The organism is Streptomyces sp. NPDC087906, from assembly GCF_055584925.1.
Window position 1 is genome coordinate 561,328 of the sequence record NZ_JBVJLC010000001.1, and the last position, 23,431, is coordinate 584,758.

Sequence of the window (23,431 nt, forward strand, 5' to 3'; positions counted from 1 at the left end):
CCACGGCCCCGGGCAGCTCTCAGACTCCGACGCATGCGCAGCTACCGGACCCTGTTCCGCACACCGGAGTTCACCCCGTTCCTGCTGTCCTTCGCCGCTTTCGCCGCGGCCCAGACGATCGGCGGGCTGGCCCTCGGCACGCTGGTGTTCCGGGCCACCGGCTCGCCGCTCCTGTCGGCGATGAGCATGTTCGGGCCCCAACTGGCCCAGTTGCTGGGGGGCGTGTTCCTGCTCTCGGGCTCCGACCGGCTGCCGCCGCGCGCGCTGCTGTCCTGCCTCGCACTCGCGTTCGCGGCCGGTACGGCGGTGCTGGCGCTGCCCGGTCTGCCGGTGTGGGGGGTCTTCGGCGTCCTGCTTCTCCAGGGCCTGGTCGCTTCGCTGGGCGGGGGAGTACGCGGCGGACTGATGAACGACATCCTGACCAAGGACGGCTATGTGCTGGGCCGTTCGGTCTACAACATGCTCTGGGGCCTGACCCAGATGGCCGGGTTCGCGACGGGCGGCGCGCTGCTGGCGCTCCTGTCCGCGCGGACCTGTCTGCTCCTCGCGGCGGCGCTGTACGTACTGTCGGCGATCGTCAACCGCCTTGGCCTTACGGCCCGTCCGCCGCGCGTCTCGGGCCGCCCGTCCGTCGCGGCGACCTGGCGCACCAACGCCCTGCTGTGGTCCTCCCGGAGGCGCCGCCTGACGTACCTCGGCCTGTGGGTGCCCAACGGCCTGATCGTGGGCAGCGATTCGCTGTACGTCTCGTACGCCCCGCAGGCCGCCGGCACGCTGTACGCGTGCGGGGCGCTGGGCATGTTCGTGGGCGACATGGCGGTGGGCCGCCTCGTACCGCCCGCCGTACGCCCCCGTCTCGCGACCCCGCTGCGCCTGCTGCTTGCGGTGCCGTACCTGTTCTTCGTCCTGCGGCCGGGCGTCGTGCTGTCGGCCGTGGCGGTCACGGTCGCCTCCGTGGGCTTCGCCGCGAGCCTGGTCCTGCAGGAGCGGCTGATGGCCCTCACTCCCGACGACCTCGCCGGCCAGTCCCTCGGCCTGCACGGCACCGGCATGACAGCCCTCCAGGGCATCGGCGCCGTCCTCGCGGGCACCCTGGCCCAACTGACCTCCCCGGCAACGGCGATGACGCTGATGGCGACCGCCTCCGTCACCGTGACCCTGACCCTCGCGGCCATGAGCAGAGCCGAGGAACGCCGACCGGCGCCGGCCGACCGCCCCGACGCCGTGGCCGGCGAACCCGGCCACTGACCAGGCCGCGAACCCGGCCGCCGACCCGGCTCCGTGGCCGACGAACCAGGTCGCTGACCAGGCCGTGAACCCGGTCAGTCACCGTTCCGGCCGCCGACCCGGCTCACTCCGTCACAGGCAGGCACTCGTCGAGCAGACCGACGACGTCGTCCCAGGCCCGCCGCGCGTGCAGCGGGTGATGGCCGACGCCGGGCAGGACGGCCTGCTCGACGGCCGGGTGGTGAAAGGCGTGCAGCGCCCCGCCGTAGACCACGAGCCGCCAGTCGACCCCACCCGCCTGCATCTCCGCCGCGAACGCGTCCCGTTGGGCGGCCGGCATGATCGGATCCTCCGACCCGACCCCGGCCCACACCGGACAACGAATACGCGCAGCCTCCCCCGGCTGCCCGGTGGTCAACGCGTTGACCGTCCCGATCACCCGCAAGTCGACCCCGTCCCGCCCGAGTTCGAGCAGGATCGCACCCCCGGTCCCGTAACCGACGCCGCCGATCCGCCCGGGATCGACCCGCGGCTCGCCGCGCAACACGTCAAGCGCCGCATGCCCGATACCCCGCATCCGCCCGGAATCGGCAAGCAGCGGGGTCACATGCGCCAACATCTCCGCGGGATCGGTGAACCACCGGCCGCCGTTGATGTCGAAGGCCAGCGCCACATACCCCAACTCAGCCAGCGCATCGGCCCGCCGCCGCTGAAAGTCGTTCAACCCGGGCCCCTCAGGCCCCACCAGAACCCCGGGCCGGAGCCCGACCCCATCGGGCACCGCAAGATGCCCGACCATCGTGAGCCCGTCGGCGGGATACTCGACCGTACGCGTGGTGATCGTGCGCGAGGTAACTGTCGTCATAAGCGCGACGGTAGCGACCACCGCCCCCCGACCGGCCCGCTTTTAACCGTCGGCAGAACGACACGCACGCGCCTCGGAAATGCCGCCGCGCAGCACGTCGAGAACGTGGGGTCAGGCTGCGCCGGCACGCCGCCGATGCGCGGCGTGCCCGCCCTCGCCGTGCTCTATGCGGCTGCCTTGGGTGCGAGTGGTTTTTGGGCCACGACGAGGAGATGATCGAGCAGGCCGAGTTCCTTTTCGATCAGTTCGACGTCGGCCCAGTCCCGCTCGACAACGGCGGCGGACTCCTCGTTGAGGTCGCGCCGGGCGGCGGCGTCCTTCTTCAGTGTGGACCAGTGCCGGAACCATGCCACCAAGGTGAATTCTCTGACGGATTCCACCGTACTGTTCACATAACCGGCCGCGGCGATCCGACGGGCGTATTCCGCGCGGCTATGCCAATTCTCCGCCGGTACACTGAACCGGTAGAAGTTGAACTTGGGGCTGCGGAACTCTTTGAGCTGGGTGGAATCGTCCAGCGGCGCGGTGTCGATGACTGCGAGTTTCCCGCCCGGCCGCAGGACACGGAACGCCTCCCTGAAGAACACGTCGCGGGTGTGGAAATGAAAGGCGGCGTCCAGGGCGACGACATGGTCGAAGGTCTCGTCCTCGAACGTCATGACGGTGGCCGGGCCCGTATCGAAGGTGAGCCTTCCGGTGAGGGATTCGGCGGCGGCTCGTTCCTTGGCGCGTGCGATCTGGGCGGGGACGATGTCGACTGCGTGAATGTGTCCGACGTTCTTCTCCCGGAGCCAGAGGAAGTCCTGGTCGCCGTACCCGCAGCCGGCGTCGAGGATCCGCTGGCCGGGGGCGAAGCCCGCGGCGTCGGCGAGCTTCAGGGCCATGGCGTCACCGGCCTGGTCGACCGTGGTCTCGTCGGACTCCCAGTAGCCGATATTGATGTACCGGGTATCGCGATCGGCGAATTGCACGGCCGGGTCGGAGAGTTGATAAAGTCGGCTCACCCGCAGATCAGGATCGCGAGTGGCCGCCGCGCGTACGGCCCGGAAGACGGTCTTCAGATTACTGCCCATGGCTGAGTGACCCTCCGCTTCGATTGCGTTTCTTGGATTGCGTGTCCCCGGTAAGGGGTCTCTGGTTTCCACAATCGCAGCGCATTCGAATGATGGGGCGCCGTACCCGGCAGGACTTCACCTTTGGGCAGGAGTGACGGTCGTTCGTGCAGACAGCTTCCGGTGGCGGTTTGCCCATTCACTTGGCGAGTCTGCGAGTCCCACGGGTTCACGCTTCACGGGTCGGCCCGGCTCAGATAATGCCCTCGCGCATTCCGTAGACCACGGCGTGTGTACGGTTACGCAGCCCCAGCCGCTTCACCACATCATGGATCACCGACTTGATGGTGCGTTCCGAGTAACTGAGGCGGCCGGCGATCTCGCCGGTACCCAGTCCGTCCGCGAGAAGCCGCAGCACCTCGATCTCGCGGGCTTCGAGGCCCGTGCGGGAGGTGACGTCGGCCAGGCCCGTCTGCCGGTCGTGGGTCCGCCTGACGAGCTGGCGCACCAGCGCTCCGGGCATCCGGGAGCCGCCGTGCCCGCTCTCGACCAGGGTCTCCACGATGTGCGGGAAACCGGCGCTGTCACGGATGAGGACGCTGACGACCCCGTACTCGATGGCCTGTGTGAGCTGCCGTTCCGCGATCACCTCGGCCACCAGCACCACCGGCAGGACACGGCCGTCGGGACGGGTGGCGGCGCGCCGCAGCAGCGCCAGGGTGCGGTCGGTGACCCGGCCGGCCAGGAAGAGCAGCACGTCCGCGCGCTCGCACTCCTCGAAGGGGAGCCAGCCGATGTCGGCGCAGGTCCGCAGGTAGGCATTGGCGCCGTCCTCCGTCACGCGGTCGGTGGCGCGTACGGCTACGGCTACGGCGACCGGGCGGCTGTCGCGGCGTGGAGAGGTGCCGCCTGGGGCGGTGCTGCGCGGACCGCCGGTGCCGTACGGACCGGTGTCGTACCGAGCGGGGTCGCGTGGTGCGGTGTCGTCCCGAGCGGGGTCGCCTGATGCGGTGCCGTCCCCGGCTGTCCCGTCTCTTCCGGCCGGTGACAGCGCTGTGCCGTCGCTCCGCGGGCGGGCGTGGGGGTGGGGGTGGTGCCGTACGGCCGTACCGGCTTCCGAGGACATCTCACTCACGTCGCCACACTCTCCCGCGCGTCCGGTCGGTGTTCCGGCGTCCGGAGGGGCCGACGCGCGACCTGTGCGCACCCGCCGTACCGGCCCATGACCGGTCCCGGACAGAGCGTCACGCTATCTGGTGGCAGGTGCCCCCAGATAGCGTCGAGGGAGAACCCTAGTAATGTCCCGGTGATCAGCTCGCGGGCGGCGGGCCCAGGGTCGCCCGCAGGGCATGGTCGACCAGTTGGTCACGGGAGATGTCCAGCGAACCCGTCAGCCAGTCGAGCAGCACCCCGTTGACGCCGGCCACCAGTGCCATGGCGAGCTGGTGCCGGCCCATTTTCAACTCCGGCGGCAGGGGCGGAAGTTCGGCCTCGATCAGCGCGGCGTACGCCCGCATGCCCTGCTGTCTGTGCTGTTCGACCAGCGGCCCGGCACCCACGACCTCCACGAGTTTGATCCGCGCGGCGCGCGGGTCGGCGGCGAGCCAGCGGGCGACGGCGTCCACCATGAGGCGCAGCCGCTCCTCCGGGGACTCGCCCGCCTTCATCGCGGCGACGGCCGCCGTATAGCCCTCGGCGTGTACGTGGTCGTGTACGGCCGCGAGCAGCTCCGCAGGACCGGCGAAGCTCTCCGCGAAGTAACGTTCCTGGAGCCCGGCCTCCCGCAGAACGGCCCGCACCGATGTGGCCGCGTACCCCTGTGTGCCGAACAGTTCGAGACCGGCGGCGATCAGGCGTATCCGCCTCGCTTCGCGGCGTTCCTCGGCGGACTGACCGTCGTAGTTTCTCATCGCGCGCAGAGTCTAGGTCGGTGGTTCGGAAGTCGGGTAGGGCCTACCGCCGAAGGCCGTGCCCGGCCGGTGTATCGCGCACGTTGTGTCGCGCGGGTTTGTGTGGCGCGGGTTGTGCGGCGCACGGTCTCGCGGGTCGCCGCGCACCTCCGGCCGCCGAGTGTCACGTCGGCGGCCCGGTGAGTTTGGTGGCCACGGCGTCGAGGACCCAGTCCAGGCCGGTCGCGAAGGATGTCTCGGCGTCCACGTCCGTGCCGTCGTACACGGCCTTGGCCAGGGCAGGGAAGCGGCCCGTGGCCAACATGCTTGTCAGATGCGGGCCTTGGGCGCGCTGCCAGTCGTGCTTGGACAGGCCCGTGGCGCGCTCGGCGCGCAGGTTCGCGATCTCGCGCCTGATCGCGCCGATGAAGTAGGCGCTGACCGTCTCCACGGCGCGCATGACGGTGTCGATGTCGCTGCGGCCGTCGAGGGCGGACAGCGTGGCCTCGGTCACGGCGAGGCCGTTCGGGCCCATGGCCGGTCGGCCGCCGAGCAGGTCGGCCAGCCATTCGTGGCGGAGGGCGGTCTGCCTGGTGCCCTGGGCGAGGGCGCGCAGCGCCTCCCGCCAGTCACCGGGCTGCTCCTGGGGGAGGATCTCGGCCTGGACCTCGTCCACCATGAGGTCGAACAGCTCCTCCTTGGTGGAGATGTATCGGTACAGCCGCATCGGGCCGGCATCCAGCCGGGCCGCGACCTTGCGCAACGACACCGCCTCAAGCCCGCCTTCGTCGGCCAGGGCGATCGCGGCGGCGACGATCCGCTCCCGGTCGAGCGGCACGGGGCGAGTCGGCGGCTCCGGCCGGTCCCAGACAGTCATGGCACTCACCGTACCGTTGCGATGCGCCGTACCGTTGCGATCTGCCGTATATGAACAATACAGTGTATCGATATGAGACACCGCATCGCAGTGGTCGGGAGTGGTCCTGCCGGCCTTACGTTCGCCCGCGTCCTGCACCGCCACGGCCACCGCCACGGCCACGGCCACGCCGTCACCGTCCTCGAACGCGATCCCGCCCCCGACGCCCGCCCGCCGGGCGGCACGCTGGACCTGCACAAAGGGCTGGGCCAGCTCGCGCTGGACAAGGCGGGGCTGCTGGCGGAGTTTCAGGCGCTGTCCCGCCCCGAGGGGCAGGCCATGCGCATCCTGGACCCGGACGGGACCGTCCTGCGCGACTGGCAACCCCGCCCGGACGACCGGGCCAACCCCGAGATCGACCGCGGGCAACTGCGCGATCTGCTGCTCGGCCCTCTCGACGTCCAGTGGGGCCGGGATGTGACGCGGGTGGTGCCGGGGGCCCCGGACGGCGTACTGGTCCATTTCGCGGACGGGCGGCAGGAGACGTTCGACCTCGTGATCGGCGCGGACGGCGCCTGGTCCCGGGTCCGCACGGCCGTCTCGTCGGTGACGCCGCACTACACCGGGGTCACCTTCGTCGAGACCTCCCTGGACGACGTCGACACCCGTCACCCCGACCTCGCCCGGCTGGTCGGCGACGGTTCCGTGGCTGTGTACGGCGTGAACCGCGCACTCGTCGCCCAACGCAACAGCGGCGGCCACGTCAAGGTGTACGCCCAGTTCCGCGCACCACTGGACTGGCACACGGACCTGGACCTGGACCTGACCAACGCCGCGGCCGTGCGATCGAGCCTGCTGGCCCTCTTCGACGGCTGGGCCGCGCCCGTCCTCGACCTCCTCCGCCACGGCACCGCTTTCACCCACCGCCCGCTCTACGCCCTGCCGGTGTCCCACACCTGGACCCACGTCCCCGGAGTGACACTGCTGGGCGACGCCGCCCACCTGATGCCCCCGCTCGGCGCGGGCGCGAACCTCGCGATGCTGGAAGGCGCCGAACTCGCCGAGTCCCTCGCCACCGGCCCCGACGATCTGGACGAGACCGTCCGCGCCTTCGAGGAACGGATGTGGGCACGGGCCGGCAGATGGGCGAAGATCACGACGACCGGCCTGGACCGCCTAGTGAGCCCGGACCCCGCCGAAGCCCTCACCGTCTTCGACCAGGTCCAGCCGTCCTGACCGCACTGCCGAGTGCGGGAAGCAGGCGGCAGAGAGCGACATGGAACACTTTTGCAAGCATGCGCTTGCAAAAGTTAGCGGGGGTGGCGCAGCATGGGGGGCATGGCATCACTCAACGTCGGCAATCTCGGTGAGTATCTGCGCGAGCAGCGGCGCAGTGCGCAGCTTTCGCTGCGGCAGCTCGCCGATGCCGCCGGGGTGTCCAATCCGTATCTGAGCCAGATCGAGCGCGGGCTGCGCAAGCCGAGTGCGGACATCTTGCAGCAGTTGGCCAAGGCGCTGCGGATCTCTGCCGAGACCCTGTATGTGCAGGCCGGGATGCTCGACGAGCGGGAGCGTGAGGAGTTGGAGACGCGTGCCGTCATCCTCGCGGACCCCTCGATATCCGAGCGGCAGAAGCAGGTGCTTCTGCAGATCTACGAGTCGTTCCGCAAGGAGAACGGCCAGGACGCGGAGAACGGCCAGGAGAACGGCCAGGACTCCGAGACCGCGGAGAACGTCGCAGGGGACGCCCCCGCTGCCGACGGCAGTGTTGCCCACCCACCCTCAATCTGATCCGGGAGGCCCAGTCATGGCCATCGCCGATGACCTGCGCAAGACCCTTACCGACCCCACGCCGCTCTACTTCGCCGCCGGTACCGCCGAGCTTGCCGTGCAGCAGGCCAGGCGGGTGCCCGGCCTCATCGATCAGCTCCGGAGCGAGGCGCCCGGCCGGTTCGACGCGGTGCGCAACACCGACCCCAAGACCGTCCAGGACAAGGTCGCCGACCAGGCCAAGGAAGCCCAGGCCAGCGTGCAGGCCAAGGTCACCGAGGTGCTCGGGTCGTTCGACACCGACCTGCGCAAGCTGGGCGAGAGCGCCCAGGACCTGGCGCTGCGGAGCGTCGGCGTCGCCGCCGAGTACGCCGTGAAGGCGCGCGAGGCGTACGAGAAGGTCGCCGAGCGCGGCGAGCAGACCGTACGGACCTGGCGCGGCGAGGCGGCCGACGACCTCACGGAGATCGCCGTCGCCGTCGAGCCGGAGCCCGCTCCCAAGCCGGCCAAGCCCGCCGCCAAGCCCGCCGCCAAGCCGGCTTCCGCCACCGCCCGGCCCGCTTCCGCTTCCGCTGCGGCTTCCGGTACGGCTTCCGCCTCGGCTACGACGTCCGCTTCCGGTACGGCCTCGGCCGACCCCAAGAAGCCCACCGCGCGCAAGACCACCCCGCGCCGCGCGGCGCCGGCCCGCAAGACCAGCTCGCCGACGGCCAAGCAGACCGTCAAGCCCGGCCAGAAGCCCGTTCAGAAGTCGGGTCCCAAGGACGAGAAGTAGGCGCGACCACCAAGGCCGCGTACGGAATTCCGGCGGGCCGGGCACCTCTGGGGTGCCCGGCCCGTTCTCCGGGTACGTTGGCGTCAAAGGCTCAGGCCACCACTCCCTAGGCGGTGCTCAGCATGTTGCTCTCCGGATTCAGCACGGTTCTGTCGATCCTCAGTCTGGCCATGCTCGTTCTCGCCGTGGTCGCGCTGATCTTCGCCGCGTTGGCCCGTAAGGACGCGTACCCCGCCGCCGAGAAGAAGACCAAGACGTTCTGGGTGGCCATCCTGGCCGCCGTCGTCGCGGTCAACCTGCTCATTCCGATGCTGTTCCTGCAGATCGCGGGGCTCGTCGCGACCATCGTCTTCATGGTCGACGTACGGCCCGCCGTCCGCGCGGTGTCCGGTGGCGGCCGCCGGGGCGGGTCAAGCAGCGACGGTCCGTACGGGCCCTACAACGGCGGACGCTGAGCCGGGAACCGCGCCGGACGCTGAGCCGGGGGCTGAGCGGGTAGCTGCGCCGGGAGCTGAGGCAGTCGCGGCAGCGCGCCCGGCCGCCCGCTCGGGGACGAGCCGGACGGCGCCGGGGCCGACTCCGGGCCCCTGCCCAGCAGCAGCACCGCCACATCGTCGTTCAGCTCGCCGCCGTTCAGCTCCCGCGCGCGGGCCACCGCCGCCTCCAGCAGCTCCTCGCCGCGCAGCCCCCGGGCGAGCTGGCTGTTGATCATGCCGACCATGCCGTCCTCGCCCAGCCGCTCACTCGCGCCCGGTCCCACGCGGCCCTCGATCAGCCCGTCCGTGTACATCATCAGACTCCACGACCCGCCGAGCTGGACCTGCGTGCGCGGCCAGCGGGCCCGCGGCAGCAGCCCGAGCGCCGGTCCGTTGTCCCCGTGCGGCAGCAGCCGCGCCGTCTGACCCGGCCGGTTGAACAGCGGCGCCGGATGCCCGGCCAGGCACAGCCCCGCACTCCGGCCGTCGGGCGCGATGTCGACGGTGCAGAGCGTCGCGAAGATCTCGTCGCTCTCCCGCTCATGCTCCAGCACCTGCTGGAGCGTGGAGAGCAGTTGGTCGCCGCAGAACCCGGCCAGCGTCAGCGCCCGCCAGGCTATGCGCAGCTCGACGCCGAGCGCGGCCTCGTCAGGGCCGTGGCCGCAGACGTCGCCGATCATCGCGTGCACCGTGCCGTCCGGGGTGCGGATCGTGTCGTAGAAGTCCCCGCCCAGCAGCGCGCGCGAGCGGCCGGGCCGGTAGCGGGCGGCGAAACGCAGGTCCGAGCCCGCCAGCAGCGGCGTCGGCAGCAGGCCGCGCTCCAGCCGGGCGTTCTCCTGGGCGCGCAGCCCGGACTCGGTGAGCTGGCGCTGCGCGATGTCCGCGCGCTTGCGTTCGACGGCGTAGCGGATGGCGCGGCTCAGCAGCCGGCCGTCCAGCTCGTCGCGGAACAGGTAGTCCTGCGCCCCCGCCCGTACGGCGGCGGCAGCGCGCTCGCCGTCGCCCTCGGCGGCCAGCGCCAGCACGGCGTGGCGCGGCGCGAGCCGCAGGACGCTCTTGAGCGGCGCCAGCTCGTCGCTGTCGGTCATGCCCGGCAGGGCGAGGTCCACGAGGATGCAGTGGATGTCGTCGGTGAGCAGCCGCTCGGCCTCGGTGAGGTTGCGTGCGGTACGGATCCGGACGCGGGTACCTGCCCCCTCGGGCAGCTCCGGTACGGAGAACGAGCCCGCGGGGTCGTCCTCGATCACCAGGAGCATGAGGTCGCCGCCATCGGCGGTCTCCGCGGCCGGGTTCCTCTCTTCTGCTGCTGAACCTGTGCGCTGCCGCGGTACGGGTACGGGCATCGGTCTTGGTTTCCTTCCCTCCCCCCGAGGGCGCGGTGGGACGACGATCGACGCCCCACCAGACGGGGACCTTAGCGGTAGCCGGAGCCGTAATGGAATGCCACACGGGCGATGGGCCGCTGTCATATGCCCTCGCCTGTCGGGCTTCCGCCAGGTGTCCGACAGTAATTCGGCGGGATTCCGGCAGGAATCGGGCGGCGGTGTGCGGTGCGCCGCCCGTCGGCCGCCCGGGTTGCCATGATGAACGTCACGTGACCGGCCGCTGCTCAGCCGGTCAGAACATGCGCTGCGTCACAGCCCCGGAGCACGGCCCGGGACACGGCCTGCGTCACACCCTTCGCACCGCCGTCATCTGTCCGGGCGTACGACCCCCAGGATCTCCATCGACCCCGCGCCCGACACCGACACGTTCCGCCCCGGCCGCGGCGCCTGGATGATCGAGCCGTCCCCTATGTACAGCGCCACATGGCTGGCGTCCTTGAAATAGATGATCAGATCGCCGGGGCGCATGTCCTTGACGGCGACATGCGGCAGTTGCCGCCACTGCTCCTGCGACGTGCGCGGGATGGTCCGCCCGGCCGCGAGCCACGCCTGCGACGTCAGCCCCGAGCAGTCGTACGAGGCCGGCCCCTCGGCGCCCCACACGTACGGCTTGCCGATCTGCTCCGTCGCGAACGCGATGGCCCTCTTGCCCTGCGCGCTCGCGCCGCGGTTGATGTCGGTGATCGCGCCCGAGCTGAGCCAGGCCGTCTGCGCGCGGTACGCCGCGTCCGCCTCCAGCCGGGCCAGCCGGGCCCGGTCGTCCTTCTTCAGGCTCGCTTCGAGCTTCTCCGCTGCGGCGATCTGCTTCGTGATCTCTTTCTTCGCCTTGTCCCGCTTGACCCTGTTGGCTTCGAGCCGCTGCCACTGGGAGCTGGCGTCCGCCGCGTACGTCTCCAAGTCCTTCTGCGTACCGGTCAGTTCGGCCAGCAGGTCATGGGTGGCCTTCTGGCCCTCCTTGAGCCTGCCGACACCGTCGAGGAAGAGCTGCGGGTCGTCGGTCAGGACGAGTTGGGCCTCGGGCGGCAGTCCGGACCCCCGGTACTGGGCGCGCGCCGTGGCGCCCATCCGCTTCTTCAGCCCGTCGATCCTGAGCTGCCCCCGCACGATCTGCTGGGCGATACCGACGACTTCGGACGACTGCTTGGCTGTCTGCTCCTCGGCGAGGTTGTACGCGTCGGTGGCCGAGGCCGCTTTGCGGTAGAGGCCGTCGATCTCGATCCGTACCTGGTCGAGCGTCTTCGTGCCGGTGCCGAGAGCGCCCGGCGGCAGCTCAACGGGCGGCGGGGCGACGGGCGCCGGGGAGTTGGACGGCGGTACGGGAAAGCGGGACGGCGGTACGGGAGAGTCGGACGGCGGTACGAGGGAGTTGGACGGCGGTACGGGGGCGCCGGATGACGCCGGCGTCGACGTCGACGTCGGCGCCGGGCGCGGCGCCGCGTACGCGCGGTTCGTCAACTCCGGTGCTGTCAGCACGGCGAGAGCGCAGACCAGACTGATCGCGGCCGCGGCACAGCGACGTCGGCTCACAAGCTCCCCCTCAGGACCCGCCCCAGTACCCAACTCGCGTCACAGCGGCACCCGCGCTACCGCGTCACTGCGTTACCTCGTCGTGATCGTGCCATGTCCGGCATGAAAACGACAGAGGCAGTCAGATCCTCACAGGTTGCCCCGGCGCATGTTTCGGTGCCGCGAGTATCAGTGCCGCAAGGGTCGGTCCCGCGGGTGTCAGGCTGAAGTCGGAGCCAGGGCCGACCAGTTCACGGTCACTTCACCCTGCCGCCACCGCCGTCTGTCACCGGCGAGCGGCCAGTCCGCCGACAGGTCGCCGACCGCCCTGATCCAGCGTTGCCGCGCGCTCAGCGAGGAGTACGGCGCCGCGGCGGCCCACGCCCGGTCGAAGTCGCGCAGGAACGCGTGCACCGGCTCGCCCGGCACATTGCGGTGGATGAGTGCCTTCGGCAGCCGCTCCGCCAGGTCGGACGGCCGGTCGAGCGACCCGAGCCGGGTCGCGAAGGTCACCGTCCTGGGTCCCTCGGGACCGAGCGCCACCCACACGTGCCGCCGCCCGATCTCGTCGCAGGTCCCCTCGACCAGCAGCCCGCCGGGCGCGAGCCGCCCGCGCAGCCGCTCCCAGACCGCCGCGACCTCGTCCTCCGCGTACTGGCGCAGCACGTTGGCCGCCCGGATCAGCACCGGGCGCCGCCCGACGGCCAGCGGGATCTCGAAGCCGCCGTGTACGAAGCGGAGCCCCGCCGCCTCGTACGGCAGGGCGGCGGCGACCCTGGCCTGGTCGATCTCGACGCCCACGACCTCGGTGCGCGGCTCGGCCGTACGCAACCGCCGCAGCAGCTCGACGGCGGTCCAGGGGGCCGCCCCGTACCCCAGGTCGACCACGACCGGATCAGCGGCGGCGCGCAGCGCGGGCCCGTGGACAGCGGCGATCCAGCGGTCCATCCGGCGCAGCCGGTTCTGGCCCGTGGTCCCGCGGGTCACCGTGCCCACCGGACGCCCCGGACGCCCCGTGCCCACCGGACGCCCAGCGCGCGACGGGGTTGCCGAGGCTGCCGAGGCTGCCGGGGATGCCGGAGTCGGGACGGAGGCCATACGAATGAGCCTAACGACCGCGGGTAATCGGAACGACGGCGTCAGTGGTTGAGCGCCCCTCGGTAATGATTTGGCAAAACGGAAATGCGGAGATCCCGTCCGCTGTTGCCAGTGGCGGAGGGCATTGATGCCCTCTCTTTGTTGTGCACGGAACGCGCGCGCAAGGCGTAGAGCGCGCGTCACGCCCAGAGCGAGAGGACCGTCGTAGTGAGCCAGTACGTGTCCCGCATCGCCGGCACGTTGGTCGCACCTCCCCGGCTCCGCATCCCCGGCCAGCCCCGCAGACCGCGCCGTATCGCCATGCTGAGTGTCCACACCTCCCCGCTGCACCAGCCGGGTACCGGCGACGCGGGCGGCATGAACGTCTACATCGTCGAACTCGCCAAGCGGCTGGCCGCCATCGACATCGAGGTCGAGATCTTCACCCGCGCCACGACCGGCGGACTGCCGCCCGCGGTGGAGCTGGCGCCCGGTGTGCTCGTACGACACGTCGACGCAGGCCCGTACGAGGGCCTGGCCAAGGAGGAGCTGCCCGCGCAGCTCTGCGCCTTCACGCACGGCGTGATGCAGGCGTGGGCGGGCCACCGCCCCGGCTACTACGACCTCGTCCACTCGCACTACTGGCTCTCCGGGCACGTCGGCTGGCTCGCCTCCGAACGCTGGGGCGTCCCGCTCGTGCACGCCATGCACACCATGGCGAAGGTCAAGAACGCCTCGCTCGCCGAAGGCGACACCCCCGAGCCCGCGGCCCGCGTCATCGGCGAGAGCCAGGTCGTACGGGCCGCCGACCGGCTGATCGCCAACACGGCGGAGGAAGCCGCCGACCTCGTCCGCTTCTACGACGCGGAACCGGCGAAGGCCGCCGTCGTGCACCCGGGCGTCAACCTGGACTGCTTCGCCCCCGCCGACGGCCGCGCAGCGGCCCGCGCCCGGCTCGGGCTCCCGCAGGACGCGTTCGTCCCGCTCTTCGCAGGCCGCATCCAGCCGCTCAAGGCCCCCGACATCCTGCTGCGGGCCGTCGCCGTACTGATCGACCGCGACCCGTCGCTGCGCCGGCGGCTCGTGGTGCCGGTGGTCGGCGGCCCCAGCGGGTCGGGGCTCGCCAAGCCCGAAGGGTTGCAGAAGCTCGCGGCGCGGCTCGGCATCGCCGACGTCGTACGGTTCCGGCCGCCGGTCGGGCAGACGCAGCTCGCCGACTGGTTCAGGGCGGCTTCCGTGCTCGTCATGCCCTCGTACAGCGAGTCCTTCGGCCTGGTCGCCATAGAGGCGCAGGCGGCGGGCACCCCGGTCGTGGCGGCGGCGGTGGGCGGACTGCCCGTCGCGGTACGGGACGGCGAGACCGGCTTTCTGGTGTCCGGCCACGAACCGGCCGCCTACGCCGACGCGTTGAGCCGCTTCGTCGACCACCCCGAGCTGGTCGACAGCATGGGCGGCGCGGCCTCCCGGCACGCCCAGTCCTTCGGGTGGGGTACGGCGGCGGCGGCGACGGCGGACGTGTACACGGCGGCGGTCCACGACCGGCGCCGTCGCGTACGCTCGCACCATGGCTGACGAGCGGGAACAGGGGCCGGAACAGGGGCGGGAGCAGGGGCAGCGGCAGAGTCAGGAGCAGAGTCAGAGTCAGGAGCAGGGGCAGAAGCAGGGCGAATCGCGCGGCGCCGAAGAGCGCGCCGCCGAGATCGTCACGCGGGCGCTCCAGGGCGCCGAACTGGAGTGGGAGAGCCCGGAGCCCGGGTCGTACGTCGTCACCCTCCCCGGCACCCGCAAGCTGTCCACGACCTGCTCCCTGCGCGTCGGAAAGCACTCGCTCTCCGTCAACGCCTTCGTCGTCCGGCACCCGGACGAGAACACCGAAGCCGTCCACCGCTGGCTGCTGGAGCGCAACCTCAAGCTGTACGCGGTGAGTTACGCGGTCGACCGGCTCGGCGACATCTATCTGACCGGCAAGCTCCCGCTGGCGGCCGTGTCCGACGACGAGATCGACCGACTGCTCGGCTCGGTCCTCCAAGAGGCGGACGGGTCGTTCAACACCCTGCTGGAGCTGGGGTTCGCGACCGCGATCCGCAAGGAGTACGCGTGGCGGGTCTCGCGCGGCGAGCCGACGCGGAACCTGGACGCCTTCGCACATCTGACGCAGCGGCCGGCCGACTGAGGCAACCGCCTGACGGTTCTTTCACTCGGTCCCTGGCCCTTCCGTAAGCGCTTTCTATCGTGACATGCTCGATGCGGCAGACGGCGATTCAGGGGAGCGATCCGAGGGGGAACCGCGCATGGGTGGTACGTCCGCACTCTGGCGCGAGTTCGCCGGCGCGCCCTACACCCATCCGCAGATCCCCTACGTCGGACAGGCGGGCCGGTGCGGCGGCGCCGAGCGGCTGCCCGCGTATCCGGTCGTGGCCGACGTACGGGAGTACGGCGCCGTGGGCGACGGCGTCACGGACGACGCGCCCGCGATCAACCGCGCCCTCGCCGCCGCGGGGGAGCGCGGCGGCGGCACGGTCACCGTGCCGCCCGGCAGGTATCTGATCAACGATGTGATCAGGATCGGCCACAGCGGTGTCGTACTGCGCGGCGCGGGCAGCGACCGCACCACCCTGTACGCCCCGCGCGACCTCACCGAGCTGATCGGCCGCTACGGTCCGCGCGACGGCGGCCGGAAGTCCTCCTGGTCCTGGGCGGGCGGGCTGCTGTGGCTCTGCCCGCAGGAGCGCTGGACCGCGCTGACCGACGCGATCAGGGCCGGGCGCTCGCCGCACGAGGGCTGGACCGGCAACGACCGCGCCGACTGGCAGCCCCTCACCGCGCTCGCGCCCGCCGCGCGCGGTGACCGTACGGTCCGGGCCGCCGACGTGTCACGGCTGCGGCCGGGGCAGCTCGTACTCCTCCAGCTCGCCGACGACGCGGACCACACACTGCTGGCGCACATGGCGGGGGACGGCCCCGGAGCCGCCACGTACGACTGGGCGGGCAAGACGAAGCTGAGGTCGTACCTGCCGTACGAGTGGCCGGTACGGATCGTGGCGGTGGACGCGGACACGGACCCCGACGTAGACGTACACGCGAAGGCAGCCGCGGCTCCCGGCCGCGTCACCCTGGAGCGCCCCCTGCCCCTCGACGCGCGTCCCGAGTGGTCTCCCCGACTCACCACCCTCGTCACCCCGCTCACCGGCTCGGGCGTCGAGGCGCTGACGCTGGAGGCGGCCGAGACACCGCAGTCGCCGCATCTGCTGGACACCGGTCACAACGGCGTCGTCCTCCAGTGCGCCTACGACTGCTGGGCCGACGACATCGTCGCCCGGCACGTCGACAACGGCTTCGGCCTCGTCGCCGCCTCCGCCTGCACCCTGCGCCGTACCCGCGTCGCCGGGCGCGGCTCGCACCACCCGTACTACTGCCGCGAGGGATCGCACGACAACCTCGTCGAGGACTTCGTGATCGAGCAGCGCACGGTCCCGGCGCCGGAGGGCACCCAGGTGCACGGTGTCAACGTCGAGGGGCTGTCCAGCTACAACGTCTGGTCGCGCGGCCGGATGGAGACGGGCACGTTCGACACCCACCGGGGGCTGCCGTTCGCCGCCGTACGGACCGAGATCACCGTCGCCAACGACGGTCGGCACGGCGGCGACGGTACGGCGGGCCCGCTCTACGGCGCGCGCTTCGTGCACTGGAACATCATCGTCACCAACGAACGCGCCGGGCTGGTCAAGATCGACGAGATCGCGCCGTACAGCGCGACGGTGGGCATCAGCGAGGTGCGTGAGTTCGATCAGATCGATGTGCCGGACTTCGAGGGCGAGTTGCACACGCGCAGCGAGTCCTACGGACGTCCCGAAGAGGTCTCGCCCGCCAATCTGTACGAGGCCCAGCGCACACTGCCCCACTGACGCCCGTGCCGCGTGCTGCGTGCTACGCGCCGCATGCCGCGCGCCGCATGAAAGCTTCCACTCGCCGTCCCGATTCGTTACCACCACCGGTGACGGACCGTCAGGCATTGGCCTGTATTGTCGCCCGAATCTGAGACAACGACGCCCTCAGACACCACGACACACCACGGGGACGGTATGAAACACACTCGTCTGGGCCGCAATCTCCTCGTCATAGCCGCCGGCGCCGCTCTCGGCCTGCTGCCCGCGATGTCGGCCAGCGCCGCCGGCACGCAGGTCTACTCGGGCAAGGGCTGGAAGGCCCTCCCCGACATCCACTCGCTGTCCGGCGACGGCACCGGCTACACCATCCAGTTCGGCAGTGCCGACGCCAAGACGAAGCTGACACCGGCGGCCAAGCAGGCCGCGGCGCAGCTCACTTCGGTGACGGGCATCAAGTTCACCCTGTCGACGACCGTCAAGGCGTCGACGGAAGCCTGCTCGACCACCCCGCGCCATGTGCTGACCCTGGGCGCCAAGTACCGCCCGCTGGACGGCCAGGCGGGCATGTCCGGTGGCTGGAACTGCTACAACACCGCCGACCGCAGCGCGTGGGGCGGCTGGGCGTGGATCGACACCGAGTACTGGACCGTGCCCAACTGGTTCAGCACCGACGCGACGGTCAACGCGTCGAAGATCAAGAACGCGGTCGTCCACGAGATCGGCCACACGATCGGGCTCGACCACCCCAACAAGGACCTCGACGGTGACGGCACGGTCGCCTCGTACGAGTGCGACCTGACGACGGACAAATTCCTGCCGGTGATGTGCTCGCCCAACGGCGGCTACACGGCCGCTGCCGACGGCGGCAAGTTCACCTCGCTGGAGACCCCGGGTCTCAAGCAGCTCGCCGCGAACTGGACGCTGCCGGCGCCGACCGCGAAGAAGGGCCCCGAAGCTGTGGCGCCCGGCGCGGGTACGGACGCGGGTACGGACGCAGGTGCGGACGCGGGTGCGGACGCGGGTGTCGAGATGGGCGCGTTCGGCGGCTCCGCCTCGTAACACGCCGTGCCTGGTGTACCGGGGATAATCAGAATTCCCCGGTACACGGTGGACAATTCCGGCATGAGTCAGCATGCCGGTAACAGTGTCCATACGAGCGACGACGCCGAACACGCACCGAACCAGAAACTGGCCCTCGCGGCGATGCTCTTCGCCGTCTCGATGACCTTCATCGACCAGACCATCGTGGCCATCGCCGCGCCGGACATCATCCACGAACTCGGTCTGTCGGCGTCCGGCATGCAGTGGGTCGTCAACGCCTATCTGCTGGCCCTGGCGGCGTTCTTCGCGCTCGGCGGCAGGCTGGCCGACATCTTCGGGCACCGCAGGGTGATGGTGATCGGCACACTGGTCTTCGTGCTGTCGTCCGTCCTCTGCGGCTGCGTGCCGAACAACGGCTTCGCGCAGAGCTGGCTGATCATCTTCCGCGCCGTCCAGGGCCTCGGCGCCGCGCTGATGTTCCCCGCCGCGCTCGCCGTCGTCATCGCGGTGTTCCCCGTGCAGCGGCGCGGCCGGGCCCTGGCGCTGTTCTTCGGCCTGTCCGGCGCGCTGACCGCCGTCGGCCCGCTGCTCGGCGGCTGGCTCACCGACTGGACCTGGCGGGCGATCTTCTGGGTCAACGTGCCCGTCGCGCTGATCGCCCTCGTCCTGACGGCGCTGGCGAAGATCCCCAACATCGCGCGCCGCGAACCCCTCGACGTACCCGGCGCGATCCTCGTCGCCGGCGGTATGGCGCTGAGCGTGCTCGGCTTCCAGCAGGCGTCGGCCTGGGGCTGGAGCAGCGCCACGACCTGGGCCTGCATCGTCGGCGGCCTGCTGATCCTGGGGCTGTTCGGTGTGTACGAGCTGCGGCAGGCGCATCCGCTGATCAAGCTGCGGGTCTTCCAGGACCGGGCGTTCACCGTCGACACGGTGGTGCTGTTCTTCGCGATGCTCGCCTTCGTCCCCGTCTTCTTCTTCGCCTCGGTCTACGCGCAGGTCTCGCTGAGCGCTTCCCCGAACCAGGCGGCGCTCTACCTCCTCTACTTCTTCATCGGCTTCGGCATCGCGTCCCAGTGGGGCGGCCGGATCCTGGACAGCCGGGGCGCGCGCCCCGCCATGAAGCTCGGCAGCGCACTGGGGGCCATCGGGTTCGCGCTGTGGGCGAGCAAGATGACCGACCTGTCCATGCACGACCAGTGGCCGTACGCCGCGCTGGCCGGCGCCGGGATCGGTTTCCTGCTGGCGCCCGCCTCGACGGACGCGGTCAACCGCGCGATCGGCGCGTCGTACGGCGAGGTCACCGGCATCACCCAGACCGTACGCAACTACGCGGCCAGCATCGGCCTCGCCGTGTTCGGTACGGTCCTCACGCATGTCACCACCAACCGGGTCGTCGACACACTGCGCGCCAAGGGCGTCCCGGACGGCCCGGCGCACAGCGCGGCCCACACCATCGCCGAATCCATCACGGGCAACGCCGACTCCCGCACACCGACCGGCTCCGGCCCGGTCGCCAGTGCGCTGCGGGACTCGATCGGCGCGATCCGGACGGACTTCGCCGAGGCCAACAGGGCGGTGTTCTACGCGATGGCGGGCGCGCTCGCGGTCGCGTTCCTCTGCTCGTACCTGCACCCGGGTACGAAGGTGACGGGGACGAACGCGGTGGCGGCGCCGGGCCGTACGCAGGTCCGGTGAGGAGCCCGGCCGCTCATCGCCAAGCGGCGGGCTGGCGGAAGAAGTTGGGGCGCGCGTCGATCGTCTCGTACGGCCGGTGGAACACCGGGGTGGTGGACGCGGACAGCGGTGGCACGATCCAGTGCTTGTCGGCCGACAGCGGATAGCCCGTGCGCCGCTCGCGGTTCTCGTGCGTCACGAACTGCCGTGTCACGGTGTGGTGGTCGACCAGATGGACACCGGCCTGCTGGAACGAGTGCAGCACGGCGCGGTTCAGCTCGATGAGCGCCCGGTCCTTCCAGAGGGTCGAGTCGTACGAGGTGTCGATGGCCATGTGCGCGGCGATGAGCGGCAGCAGGTCGTAGCGGTCGGTGTCGGCGAGATTGCGGGCGCCGATCTCGTAACCGACGTACCAGCCGTTGAACGGGCAGGCGGGGTAGTCGATCCCGCCGATCTCCAGCCGCATGTCGGAGATCGCGGGGACGGCGTGCCAACGCAGGTCCAGCTCCGCGAACCAGCCGAACTCCGGGTGCGTCAGCGGCACTTCGAGCACGGCGTCCGGCGGCAGCTCGAACCAGCGCGGGTCCTCGCCCGGCATCTGCACGACCAGCGGCAGTACGTCGAACCGGCCGCCGCGCCCCTGCCACCCCAACGACTGTGCCAACGAGGTCAGTTCGGCGTGGAGCGGGTCGCCGGTGACCGAACCGTCCGGGTGCCGGTAGCCGGCGTACCGGATGAGCTGCGGGTTCCAGATCCGGATCGCGGAGCCGTCCGGCGCGCGCTGCGGGAAGACGGTGATGACGGGCTGGAGCCGCCCGTCGGCGGATGCCGTACGCAGATGGCCGACGCACGCGTCGAACACCTCCTCGGCACTGGTGACATCGCGCCGGTCGATGACCCGCAGCGCCTTCCAGTGCAACCGCCCCACACACCGCGCGTGGTTGCGCCAGGCCGCCCTGGCGCCGTGCGCCAACTCCTCGGGGGTGTGCCGGTAGGCCCCGGTGGCACGCAGCTCGGCGCGGACGGCGGCGGTACGGACGGTGCGCTCGCTGTCGGTGAGCCAGTGGGCGCCGAGCAGAAAGGCGGCGGCCTCGGCGTAGGCAGCCGGATCCGTCACCGCATCGGCCGCGGTTAGGTCAGTCATCAAGCTCGATACGGAAGCGGACGACCGGCCCGTCGAGGGTGATCGTGGCCTGCCCCTCGGCTCCCGCGTACGCGCCCGTGCCGCCGACGACGGCCGAGGGACCGGTGTAGGGCCCGGCGCCGAACCGGTCGATCATGGCGCTCAGCGCGATGGTGCCGCGGTCGGTGCGCAGGACGCGCTGGCACTGGGTGATGATGCCGCGGGGGGTGACGGCGACGGCGGAACACCGAGCACTCCCGTCGCCGACGACCTCACCCGGCCTGCCACCGGATGCCTGGCGCACCTGAAGATAGGTAACCCAACTGTCGCCGACGTCGGGATGCCGCGGCTCGGTGTCGACCTGCTTCTCCGCCACCCACGACAGGACGGTGGTGTCGTCGTCGTGATCGGCGGGTGCGGCCGATCGCGGCAGTACGAACCCGGCGACGGCGAGCACGGCGCCGAGGCCGGCGGCGAGACCGACGAGGGCGCGGCGCGGGCGCGGAGCGGACAAGGGATCCTCCAGGAGGCGGGACGGGAGAGGCCGGCAAGACCAAAGGCCCATGCTGCCCACCTCGACCCCGGAGACCGCCCCCGCCAGTACGGCCCTCACCCGTCCGGCGGCGGCGCACAGGAAGCACACCCGGCGCGGCGGGGGCGCCGACGGGGTCTATTAGGCTCTGGCCCATGGCCGACGCACCGTACAAACTGATCCTCCTCCGCCACGGCGAGAGCGAATGGAACGAGAAGAACCTGTTCACCGGCTGGGTGGACGTCAATCTCAACGACAAGGGCGAGAAGGAGGCGGTCCGCGGCGGTGAGCTGCTCAAGGACGCCGGCCTGCTCCCCGACGTACTCCACACCTCCCTCCTGAAGCGCGCCATCCGCACGGCGCAGCTCGGCCTGGAGGCAGCCGACCGCCACTGGATCCCGGTCCGCCGCTCCTGGCGCCTGAACGAGCGCCACTACGGCGCCCTCCAGGGCAAGGACAAGGCCCAGACCCTGGCCGAGTTCGGCGAGGAGCAGTTCATGCTCTGGCGCCGCTCGTACGACACCCCGCCCCCGGTCCTCGAAGCCGAGGGCGAGTACTCCCAGATCAACGACCCCCGCTACGCGACGATCCCCCCGGAGGCCCGCCCCCGGACGGAGTGCCTCAAGGACGTCGTCGTCCGGATGATGCCGTACTGGTACGACAACGTCGTCCCCGACCTCCAGGCAGGCCACACGGTCCTGGTGGTAGCCCACGGCAACAGCCTCCGCGCCCTGGTCAAGCACCTCGACAACATCTCCGACGAGGACATCGCAGCCCTGAACATCCCGACGGGCATCCCGCTGGTCTACGACCTCGACAAGGACTTCCACCCGGTAAAGCCGGGCGGCACCTACCTGGACGCCGACGCGGCAGCGGCCGCGATCGAAGCGGTCAAGAACCAGGGCAAGAAGAAGTAGGTTCGCTGATCATGCCCCCGACCTGCGCATACGGCGCGGGTCGGGGGCGTTTTCACGTCTTGGGCCCACTGTGGGACCTCAGCGTGGCGACTCCTCCGGCGGCCGGAGTGCCTGCCCGAGCGCCTTCCGGGCCCGGTCCCGGCTGCTCGGCATGAGGTGCGCGTACACCTTCAGCGTCAGGCCAGGGTCGGAGTGCCCGAGGTACTCGCTGACGGCCTTGATGCTCTCCCCCGCGTCCAGGAGAACGGACGCGTAGAAGTGCCTCAGCGCGTGCATGCCGTGCTCGCGGGCAGCGGTGTGCTCACGGCTCTTGGCCTTCGGGATGACACCGACGGACGCCAGGGCGGGCTTCCAGTGATCCTCGTTGAGTGAAGTGCGCCAGACGTGCCCGCCGTTGGGCCCGGTGAAGATCAGACGCCTGGTCACCTGCCGGCCGTTCGCGCGCATCCACGGCAGCGTGATCTCCACGGGCGGGAACCGCTTGATGTGCTCCTTGAGTGCTTCGGCTACGGGATCGGGAAGCGGGACGTCGCGGAGCTTGCCGCCCTTCGGCGGTGCGAACACGGGCTTGCTCAGGCTGAGTTTGAGCTGCTGCACCACGTGCAGGATGCCGCTTTCGAGGTCCAGCTCATCCACGGACAGGCCGAGGATCTCGCCCTGTCGCAGGCCGCATCCGGCGCCCATGTCCACCATGGGCCGGAAGCGCTCGACCATGGCACGCCGCATGGCGAAGACGCGGTCCGGCTGCCACGGGACAACACGGCGCTGCCCCATCTCCGGGAGCGTCACCGTGCGCGAGTGGCAGGGGTTGCGGCGGAGGTAGCCATCCTCGACAGCGGCGGAGAGGATCGCGCGGACGTTGGAGAAGATCACACGGGCGTAAGCGCCGGACATGCCGGACGCTTCGAGCTGTGTTACGAACTCCCGCATGTGGCTGGGCTGAAAGGAGCCCAGGGGTCGGGTCCCGATGCGCGGGAAGGCATGCAGCTTGAGCTGAGACTGCATCGATGCCCGGGTGTTCGGGTCCCCGCTCTGGCTGGCAAGCCACCCTTCTGCGAATTCCTGGAAGGACGTCCGGGACGCGTTCGGGTCGATGTAGTCGCCGCGTGCCACGTCCGCCGTGACCTTGCTCAGCCACTGCTCGGCGAGCCGCTTCTGTCCGTCGGGGAAGGACTTCCCCTTGCGTTTTCCGTCGGGCGCGAAGTAGCGAGCCCGATAGCGCATGCCGGTCCCGTAGCGCTCGGTCTTGACGCGGACGGTCTTGCCGTCGGCGTTGGTCTCGGTCTTGAACCAGCGGTCTTGGATGCTGCCTGCCATTGGAGGCCCCTTCTCGACACGGATCAGGGGTGGCCGGTGAACGGCCACCCCTGGCGGTGCGT

General features: G+C 70.8%; 22 protein-coding genes. 11 read left to right on the plus strand and 11 right to left on the minus strand.

Annotated features, from left to right (window positions below):
* Positions 1-33 precede the first annotated feature (33 nt).
* Positions 34-1,248, plus strand: a complete 1,215-nt coding sequence (locus tag ACZ63I_RS02455) for an MFS transporter (RefSeq protein WP_469334595.1) — start codon at positions 34-36, stop codon at positions 1,246-1,248.
* Between the two features lie 103 nt (positions 1,249-1,351).
* Here ACZ63I_RS02455 and ACZ63I_RS02460 read toward each other — a convergent pair whose 3' ends face one another.
* The 5 genes from ACZ63I_RS02460 to ACZ63I_RS02480 form a co-directional block, all read right to left on the minus strand.
* Complete coding sequence (locus tag ACZ63I_RS02460) at positions 1,352-2,092, minus strand: dienelactone hydrolase family protein (RefSeq protein WP_469334597.1); 741 nt, start codon at positions 2,090-2,092, stop codon at positions 1,352-1,354.
* 164 nt (positions 2,093-2,256) lie between these two features.
* Positions 2,257-3,237, minus strand: coding sequence for a methyltransferase domain-containing protein (locus ACZ63I_RS02465; protein ID WP_469334598.1), 981 nt, complete (start codon positions 3,235-3,237; stop codon positions 2,257-2,259).
* A gap of 160 nt (positions 3,238-3,397) precedes the next feature.
* On the minus strand, positions 3,398-4,270 hold the full coding sequence (locus ACZ63I_RS02470; protein ID WP_469335523.1) for a helix-turn-helix transcriptional regulator: 873 nt from the start codon (positions 4,268-4,270) through the stop codon (positions 3,398-3,400).
* A 184-nt stretch (positions 4,271-4,454) separates the two neighbouring features.
* Positions 4,455-5,054, minus strand: coding sequence for a TetR/AcrR family transcriptional regulator (locus ACZ63I_RS02475; RefSeq protein ID WP_469334599.1), 600 nt, complete (start codon positions 5,052-5,054; stop codon positions 4,455-4,457).
* A gap of 163 nt (positions 5,055-5,217) precedes the next feature.
* Positions 5,218-5,910: a TetR/AcrR family transcriptional regulator gene (locus tag ACZ63I_RS02480; protein ID WP_469334600.1), complete on the minus strand. Its 693-nt coding sequence runs from the start codon at positions 5,908-5,910 to the stop codon at positions 5,218-5,220.
* A gap of 72 nt (positions 5,911-5,982) precedes the next feature.
* Between ACZ63I_RS02480 and ACZ63I_RS02485 the strand changes: the two genes are divergently transcribed.
* From ACZ63I_RS02485 to ACZ63I_RS02500, 4 genes are all read left to right on the plus strand, one after another.
* Positions 5,983-7,125, plus strand: a complete 1,143-nt coding sequence (locus tag ACZ63I_RS02485; RefSeq protein ID WP_469334602.1) for an FAD-dependent oxidoreductase — start codon at positions 5,983-5,985, stop codon at positions 7,123-7,125.
* Positions 7,126-7,227: 102 nt separating this feature from the next.
* Complete coding sequence (locus tag ACZ63I_RS02490) at positions 7,228-7,680, plus strand: helix-turn-helix domain-containing protein (protein WP_469334603.1); 453 nt, start codon at positions 7,228-7,230, stop codon at positions 7,678-7,680.
* Positions 7,681-7,696: 16 nt separating this feature from the next.
* A complete protein-coding gene (locus ACZ63I_RS02495) occupies positions 7,697-8,434 on the plus strand; it encodes a hypothetical protein (protein ID WP_469334604.1) in 738 nt (245 codons plus the stop codon).
* A gap of 122 nt (positions 8,435-8,556) precedes the next feature.
* Complete coding sequence (locus tag ACZ63I_RS02500) at positions 8,557-8,889, plus strand: DUF2516 family protein (protein ID WP_469334605.1); 333 nt, start codon at positions 8,557-8,559, stop codon at positions 8,887-8,889.
* Here the strand turns inward: ACZ63I_RS02500 and ACZ63I_RS02505 are convergent.
* The 3 genes from ACZ63I_RS02505 to ACZ63I_RS02515 all read right to left on the minus strand — a co-directional run bounded on the left by ACZ63I_RS02505 (position 8,871) and on the right by ACZ63I_RS02515 (position 12,749).
* Positions 8,871-10,253 (minus strand): PP2C family protein-serine/threonine phosphatase, encoded by a 1,383-nt coding sequence (locus ACZ63I_RS02505; RefSeq protein ID WP_469334606.1) that lies wholly within the window; start codon positions 10,251-10,253, stop codon positions 8,871-8,873. The genes ACZ63I_RS02500 and ACZ63I_RS02505 overlap by 19 nt on opposite strands.
* Positions 10,254-10,601: 348 nt before the next feature.
* Entirely contained in the window at positions 10,602-11,822 is a 1,221-nt protein-coding gene (locus ACZ63I_RS02510; protein ID WP_469334607.1) for a C40 family peptidase, read from the minus strand.
* Between the two features lie 198 nt (positions 11,823-12,020).
* Positions 12,021-12,749 (minus strand): class I SAM-dependent methyltransferase, encoded by a 729-nt coding sequence (locus ACZ63I_RS02515; RefSeq protein WP_469335525.1) that lies wholly within the window; start codon positions 12,747-12,749, stop codon positions 12,021-12,023.
* 357 nt (positions 12,750-13,106) lie between these two features.
* Between ACZ63I_RS02515 and mshA the strand changes: the two genes are divergently transcribed.
* The 5 genes from mshA (at position 13,107) to ACZ63I_RS02540 (ending at position 19,501) form a co-directional block, all read left to right on the plus strand.
* Positions 13,107-14,450 carry a D-inositol-3-phosphate glycosyltransferase gene (mshA, locus tag ACZ63I_RS02520; protein WP_469334608.1) on the plus strand — a complete coding sequence of 448 codons (1,344 nt, stop codon included), beginning with the start codon at positions 13,107-13,109 and terminating at the stop codon, positions 14,448-14,450.
* Entirely contained in the window at positions 14,443-15,051 is a 609-nt protein-coding gene (locus ACZ63I_RS02525; RefSeq protein ID WP_469334609.1) for a type III secretion system chaperone family protein, read from the plus strand. Before mshA ends, ACZ63I_RS02525 begins: the two co-directional genes overlap by 8 nt.
* A gap of 64 nt (positions 15,052-15,115) precedes the next feature.
* Positions 15,116-16,783, plus strand: coding sequence for a glycosyl hydrolase family 28-related protein (locus ACZ63I_RS02530; protein ID WP_469334610.1), 1,668 nt, complete (start codon positions 15,116-15,118; stop codon positions 16,781-16,783).
* Positions 16,784-16,960: 177 nt separating this feature from the next.
* Entirely contained in the window at positions 16,961-17,824 is an 864-nt protein-coding gene (locus tag ACZ63I_RS02535) for a M12 family metallo-peptidase (protein ID WP_469334611.1), read from the plus strand.
* Between the two features lie 63 nt (positions 17,825-17,887).
* Positions 17,888-19,501, plus strand: a complete 1,614-nt coding sequence (locus ACZ63I_RS02540; protein WP_469334612.1) for an MFS transporter — start codon at positions 17,888-17,890, stop codon at positions 19,499-19,501.
* 13 nt (positions 19,502-19,514) lie between these two features.
* Here the strand turns inward: ACZ63I_RS02540 and ACZ63I_RS02545 are convergent, their stop codons facing one another.
* Both ACZ63I_RS02545 and ACZ63I_RS02550 read right to left on the minus strand, forming a co-directional pair.
* Positions 19,515-20,624, minus strand: a complete 1,110-nt coding sequence (locus tag ACZ63I_RS02545; RefSeq protein ID WP_469334613.1) for a nitric oxide synthase oxygenase — start codon at positions 20,622-20,624, stop codon at positions 19,515-19,517.
* Complete coding sequence (locus tag ACZ63I_RS02550; protein WP_469334614.1) at positions 20,617-21,117, minus strand: hypothetical protein; 501 nt, start codon at positions 21,115-21,117, stop codon at positions 20,617-20,619. The genes ACZ63I_RS02545 and ACZ63I_RS02550 overlap by 8 nt, the downstream gene beginning before the upstream one ends.
* A 173-nt stretch (positions 21,118-21,290) precedes the next feature.
* On the opposite strand from ACZ63I_RS02550, the gene ACZ63I_RS02555 reads away from it, so the two are divergent.
* Positions 21,291-22,052 (plus strand): phosphoglyceromutase, encoded by a 762-nt coding sequence (locus ACZ63I_RS02555; RefSeq protein ID WP_469334615.1) that lies wholly within the window; start codon positions 21,291-21,293, stop codon positions 22,050-22,052.
* A 78-nt stretch (positions 22,053-22,130) separates the two neighbouring features.
* On the opposite strand, the gene ACZ63I_RS02560 is transcribed toward ACZ63I_RS02555, so the two are convergent.
* Complete coding sequence (locus ACZ63I_RS02560; protein ID WP_469334616.1) at positions 22,131-23,369, minus strand: tyrosine-type recombinase/integrase; 1,239 nt, start codon at positions 23,367-23,369, stop codon at positions 22,131-22,133.
* Positions 23,370-23,431: the final 62 nt, after the last annotated feature.

Excerpts from the sequence above, each read along its gene's own strand:
- ACZ63I_RS02455 (WP_469334595.1), top strand. The coding sequence starts at position 34 with ATGCGCAGCTACCGGACCCTGTTCCGCACACCGGAGTTCACCCCGTTC.
- ACZ63I_RS02460 (WP_469334597.1), bottom strand. The coding sequence starts at position 2,092 with ATGACGACAGTTACCTCGCGCACGATCACCACGCGTACGGTCGAGTAT.
- ACZ63I_RS02470 (WP_469335523.1), bottom strand. The coding sequence starts at position 4,270 with ATGTCCTCGGAAGCCGGTACGGCCGTACGGCACCACCCCCACCCCCAC.
- ACZ63I_RS02475 (WP_469334599.1), bottom strand. The coding sequence starts at position 5,054 with ATGAGAAACTACGACGGTCAGTCCGCCGAGGAACGCCGCGAAGCGAGG.
- ACZ63I_RS02480 (WP_469334600.1), bottom strand. The coding sequence starts at position 5,910 with ATGACTGTCTGGGACCGGCCGGAGCCGCCGACTCGCCCCGTGCCGCTC.
- ACZ63I_RS02485 (WP_469334602.1), top strand. The coding sequence starts at position 5,983 with ATGAGACACCGCATCGCAGTGGTCGGGAGTGGTCCTGCCGGCCTTACG.
- ACZ63I_RS02490 (WP_469334603.1), top strand. The coding sequence starts at position 7,228 with ATGGCATCACTCAACGTCGGCAATCTCGGTGAGTATCTGCGCGAGCAG.
- ACZ63I_RS02495 (WP_469334604.1), top strand. The coding sequence starts at position 7,697 with ATGGCCATCGCCGATGACCTGCGCAAGACCCTTACCGACCCCACGCCG.
- ACZ63I_RS02500 (WP_469334605.1), top strand. The coding sequence starts at position 8,557 with ATGTTGCTCTCCGGATTCAGCACGGTTCTGTCGATCCTCAGTCTGGCC.
- ACZ63I_RS02505 (WP_469334606.1), bottom strand. The coding sequence starts at position 10,253 with ATGCCCGTACCCGTACCGCGGCAGCGCACAGGTTCAGCAGCAGAAGAG.
- ACZ63I_RS02515 (WP_469335525.1), bottom strand. The coding sequence starts at position 12,749 with ATGGACCGCTGGATCGCCGCTGTCCACGGGCCCGCGCTGCGCGCCGCC.
- ACZ63I_RS02525 (WP_469334609.1), top strand. The coding sequence starts at position 14,443 with ATGGCTGACGAGCGGGAACAGGGGCCGGAACAGGGGCGGGAGCAGGGG.
- ACZ63I_RS02530 (WP_469334610.1), top strand. The coding sequence starts at position 15,116 with ATGCTCGATGCGGCAGACGGCGATTCAGGGGAGCGATCCGAGGGGGAA.
- ACZ63I_RS02535 (WP_469334611.1), top strand. The coding sequence starts at position 16,961 with ATGAAACACACTCGTCTGGGCCGCAATCTCCTCGTCATAGCCGCCGGC.
- ACZ63I_RS02540 (WP_469334612.1), top strand. The coding sequence starts at position 17,888 with ATGAGTCAGCATGCCGGTAACAGTGTCCATACGAGCGACGACGCCGAA.
- ACZ63I_RS02545 (WP_469334613.1), bottom strand. The coding sequence starts at position 20,624 with ATGACTGACCTAACCGCGGCCGATGCGGTGACGGATCCGGCTGCCTAC.
- ACZ63I_RS02555 (WP_469334615.1), top strand. The coding sequence starts at position 21,291 with ATGGCCGACGCACCGTACAAACTGATCCTCCTCCGCCACGGCGAGAGC.
- ACZ63I_RS02560 (WP_469334616.1), bottom strand. The coding sequence starts at position 23,369 with ATGGCAGGCAGCATCCAAGACCGCTGGTTCAAGACCGAGACCAACGCC.